General features: G+C 32.8%; 2 protein-coding genes. Both read left to right on the forward strand.

Annotated features, from left to right (window positions below):
* Positions 1-17 precede the first annotated feature (17 nt).
* On the forward strand, positions 18-3,830 hold the full coding sequence (locus F3G76_RS10330) for a hypothetical protein (protein ID WP_149706564.1): 3,813 nt from the start codon (positions 18-20) through the stop codon (positions 3,828-3,830).
* 3 nt (positions 3,831-3,833) lie between these two features.
* Positions 3,834-5,101, forward strand: a 1,268-nt coding sequence (locus F3G76_RS10335) for a thioredoxin reductase (RefSeq protein ID WP_149706669.1), incomplete at its 3' end; no start/stop codon positions are given.

A 5,101-nucleotide genomic window follows, 5' to 3' on the forward strand; every position in this document is an offset into this window, starting at 1 on the left:
AGTAGTGGTGGCTTAATATGCAAAACAACGAAATAAATATAACCTACTCTTGCGAAGAGACATTAAAAAAGATAAAAGAGTATATGGCTGATGCAAAGAGCGTGACGCTTTATACGTCTAGCTTGAATTCACTCACATCGTACTCTAACGGCATAGCTAATGAGATCATATCTAATCTAATATTTTCTAAGAAGAGAGATAAAAAAGATGTATCGATCGTATCTGACTTTTATATAGATAAAGATAGCTTTACTGATAGTAAGCTAAATAGAATAAGAGAATTTGAATATAGAGATATACCAGTAAAGATTGTCCATAAAAAGAGTGCAGTTGACAAGTTTTTTGCAAATTTAAAAGAGAAGATAAGCCCCATAAAAAGCAAAGCAAGATATGAAGCTGAACTTGAAGCTGCTCAGGATGAGCACGAGAGAAATTTGCTAAAAAGCATGGGTGAAACAAAGACAGAAGCTATAAGCTTTTATGATATGTTTGAGGTCATAGTATCCAACTATGATGACGCCAAAGATATCGTAAAAGAGTGCCTAAATACCTTAAAAAATGATCTACTAAGCGATGCTAGCTCTTTGATATCTAGCGAGGGACTAGATGGAGCTAAATTTGAAAAAAGCATTGAAGAGTGTTTTAGAGAGTTAGATAAGAATTTAAGCGAGCTAAACAAAGAAAGTGGAGAGTTTTTACTAAAGCAAATATTTCTTTTTATACTAAGCATAGTTGATCTAAGTGACCCAAAGGCTGCACTCAAAAAGGCAAACGGATGCTTTTTGTTCTATGAGCTTAGTAAATTAACCTACAAGATGGTTGAGCATCAAAGCAATAGATCTCTTTATGGCGTAACCTTACCTATCCTTAGCTTTTTCACATCTAGATTTGCTTCTATTATAAATACCCTAAATATAAACTCAAGCTGCAATGTATTAGTATTTAAACAAGATAAATCTTCTAACTCTGGCTTTTTTATAGACTTTACCCACCTAAACTTAGACTATATCTACTTTAGAGACGACAATAACCTAAATGAGGTTAATTGCAATGCAGATGAGGGATATAGTGTATTTGGTCATTTAGATGATCTATCGGTATTTGATCATACAAAGGATGTTTGCTCTTATGATATAGTAAATAAAAACTTAGGCTTTGGCTCTAGTGATGATACGCTCTTTAAAAGACTAAAGGATCAAATAAAAGGACTAAATGCAAATTTAAATTTTATCTGCGCTTCAAATTTCAACTCTATAAAACTAGCCAATCTAATAGCGAACAAGTCCGATAAAAATAGCACATCTGCAAACGATGAGATGAACAGCAAAGATTTTTCAAATTTAAATAAAAACTATGTAGTCCTATCAAACTCACCTTTTAGATCAAGTGCAGGGCTAAGAGAAGAAGCAATAAGTAAATGCCTAGATCAAGTGATAGAAGACGAGCTAAATAGACCCAATAAATCCAACCTAGTAAAACAAAAATTCACCGATATAAAGACCCTAAGTCCTATTAAGGACTACAGCCAGTACAGCATAAACATCAATAAGGAAAACAATAGATCAACTCTTGTTTTAAATTTATCCCCATTTGCAAGGATAGATAAAAAATATATAGACAACATAGAGCAAAAGAGGGAAGAATTTAAAGAGATCGCCTATCAAGATGACACTAACTATCTTGATAATTACACCAAATACGAAGAGTTATTTAAGACAAATTTCTCTCACGTAAATGCTTATGCTAAGCAGCCAAACGATATGGAGAAGATCAAAAAAAGTGAAGAAGAGTATATGAAAAAGGTAACTCTCTCTTTTAAGGCAGTGTTTGATAAGGTAAATGAAAACACCTTAAACAGAAGAGAGGCTGAAGCATATAACAATAGCAATATCTCAAGCCAACTTATAGATGATATAAAAAATGGCTCATCAACCGCAGATGAATACCAATCACAAATGCAACGTATAATACAAACCCTCCCAAAGCGCTACTCTTTCATAGAAGCACTATCTCTTAGTGTGGCTTACTTTATAATGACTAAAAGCTATTCAAAAAAAATGATAAAGAAAAGCATTAAAGATGGTGATGAATATATAGTAATAGAAGATGATGAGATAAAAGCCCTACACTCAAACTCTATAATAAGAGTTTTTGATAGAGATGTAAAGCTATTTTTTTATAAAGACTCAGTAAAAAGTAGTGGTCTAAAAAGTGGCGAGTATCTATGTATAGAAGAAATTTCTAAATATATGGATGGAGTAAATAACAAGGATGTAGTTAGCGTTGAAGAGCTTTTAGCAGAAAATGAAGTTGGTAAAAACGCAGATATCAAAGATCCTTTGCAAAAAGATCTGATGAAACTTCTTATAGAGCAATCTGATAAGATAGATGAGAACTATAAAAAAGATGAAGCTACTATAAAAGAGGCTATCGCCGCTAAGAATAAAAACACTCTAAAAGAGGCTATAAATTTAAAAGATATAGCATATAGCAATGATAGAGATATAAATAAAGAGGTAACCTCATTACTAGTAAAAACTACTATAGAAGAGGTATTTCCACTAGCAAAATTTGTTGGTGAAGATGGCATATCTAAGATATATGAATCACTTGGCTCTTATATATTTAATAAAGACGCAAAGGCACTAAGAGAAACATTTCTTGATGAGCTTGGGGTATTAAATTTAGTAAAAAGTCTACTTGGCGCAAGAAAGACTAAAGAGATAGATAGATATATCTTGCTAATAACGAGTCTAAAAACTACAAGCGTAGTTTTACAACATTCAAAGCTTAATCTAATCATTCAAGCTTCAAACGCTTTTAGGCTTCATATGGCGATGGAGTATTATAAACTAAGTATAACTTATACAGAGATCACAACATATACCTTTATGAGATATACTCATAGGTTTAGCTATACAGATTTTCAAGAGATAAAGAGACTAATAAAAGATTATGCAGGATCGCTAGGCAAGAGCATAGGTGCTTCTATGGTTAGTGGTGCATTAGAACTTTGGAAAACATCCTATGAAAAACTAGAAGAGAACTACAACGAGATAATGCACACAAGATACACATATAAATTTAATGAAGCTTACGCATTAAATAATATCTCATATAAACCTATGTCTATAAAAGAAGCCTATGATAAGAATAGTACAAATACATATTGCTACTATCCAGTAATGATCTATCAAAACTATATAAGCCTAAATTTAAATAGGCTATTTCTAGGAGCTAATATAAGTAGTGGAGGACTAGACTATAACTCATTTATATACTATGACATAGACCATAAGAAAAATAAACTATCTTTTAACCTAGCCTCTAAGCTAGCACTAAATAACCTTAGTACCTATCTATGCTTAGATGAGCTAAGAGGAGCTGGTAATGAGATAGATGCAAGGTATTTTAACTATGCTAGGAATAGATATACTGAATCTGATGTAGAGATAAGGGAGTTAAATTTGGATGTTAAAGAGGAGAAAGAGGTGTATGACGCTTATAGAAAAGGTAATAGTCAAGATAGGGGTGGTTTGTCTTATGCAATAGATGCCTATCAAGAGGCTGCAAATATTATATATATGCTTAGACTAGGAATTTTTAATACCAACTACGGCAATACTCACCGTAACCTCTCAAGAGATCTAGTAGAAGCTCTTGATACTATTGGCAACAATAACATAAAGGGTATATATGTGGGGTGTAAGGAGTTCGGATCGTCAGATAGAAAAGACAAGAGTACTCAAACCACATCATCTATCCCACCTCGCCTAGTAGGTCGTCTAGCTACTACCATAGTAATGGAAGATGGTCTATATATAGGATAAGATATGAAGAAGATCATATTTATCATCATAGCTCTTTTAGTAGCAGGATCACTATTAATAATAAATAAAGGAAATTTAATGAGTAAAGAAAATTTAATGGATAATACATATACAGTTATAGCTCCAAATGGCATGGAAATACCATTTGATAAAAAGACAAATTTAATGATACCAAACAATGATAATTATAATAAACCTAGGACAAATAAGGAATACTTAGAAATTCAATCTAAGTATCTCTTAGAAGCTCGCTCCATCCTAGACTCATCTCCATATAAAAACTATAAACCCCTATACTATAACCCTAAACCAAACTCTCTAGGTCAAACAGACTATCTATCATTTAAACCATGGCTAGACATTAGCTATAAAGCAAGCTCTACTAAACTATCACCTTGGACTAAATCAGAAAAAGCCTACTATGAAAGTTTAAAAGATAAGAGAGATAGATATATCTATCTAGTAAAAAGAAGTAATCTAAAATGCACTATGATAGATATCCCAGAAGATGCAATAGGTAGAGTAGATAGTAGTGGCAAACTAACAAAGCCAGAGTATGCTGAAATTTATGATGAAGTAAATTCTCATCAAGGGACATTAAAATCAATGCTCTTTTCGGCAGAGTGGGGAATTTGTGCTGGAATACTTGGAAACCCTATGGGATTTGCAAATGGAAATGAAGCAGGATTTAAAGCAAGGGACTATCAAAGAATTTTTCTAGCTGCTCAGCTAGGAGTAACAAAGGCTTTAAAATTTCTAGGTGATTTATTTGAATACACTACTTATGACATAGGTCTAAACAAAAATTTGCAAATGGCTGAAGAGTTTAGAAAACTAGCTAAAAACCCTCCACTAGATGAATATGGAATGATGCCTTATCTTGATGAGATAGTAGGAAGCTACTTCGTGATGGATTTTAATAGGGGACTTGCACTTGATACTGATGGTAGGGTTATGCGGTATTTTAGAAAACTCGTTGAAGATGAAGGTAAATTATTAGACCCTAGAGACCTTGATGCAAATGAGACTACAAGAGAAGAATTTATGACAAAAATGAAAGATGTCATAAAAGATGAAATGCTTCCTTTTGACGTAGCTGAACCAGATGATCAAGAATATAGGCAAGTAATTTTAAATAGAGACATTAATCTATTAGAAGCTAAGATAATGTCCCTAACCCCACCAGAGGGATATCCAAATGCACCATACTACAACACACCAGAAGAGCTAACAAGACTATATGAGGCTGGTAAATTAGATAAAAAGCTAAA

It is taken from the genome of Campylobacter concisus, from assembly GCF_902460575.1.
In the GTDB taxonomy this organism is placed as follows: domain Bacteria; phylum Campylobacterota; class Campylobacteria; order Campylobacterales; family Campylobacteraceae; genus Campylobacter_A; species Campylobacter_A concisus_AW.

Bases quoted from the DNA above. Each gene is read 5' to 3' on its own strand.
- F3G76_RS10330 (WP_149706564.1), top strand. From the start codon at position 18: ATGCAAAACAACGAAATAAATATAACCTACTCTTGCGAAGAGACATTA.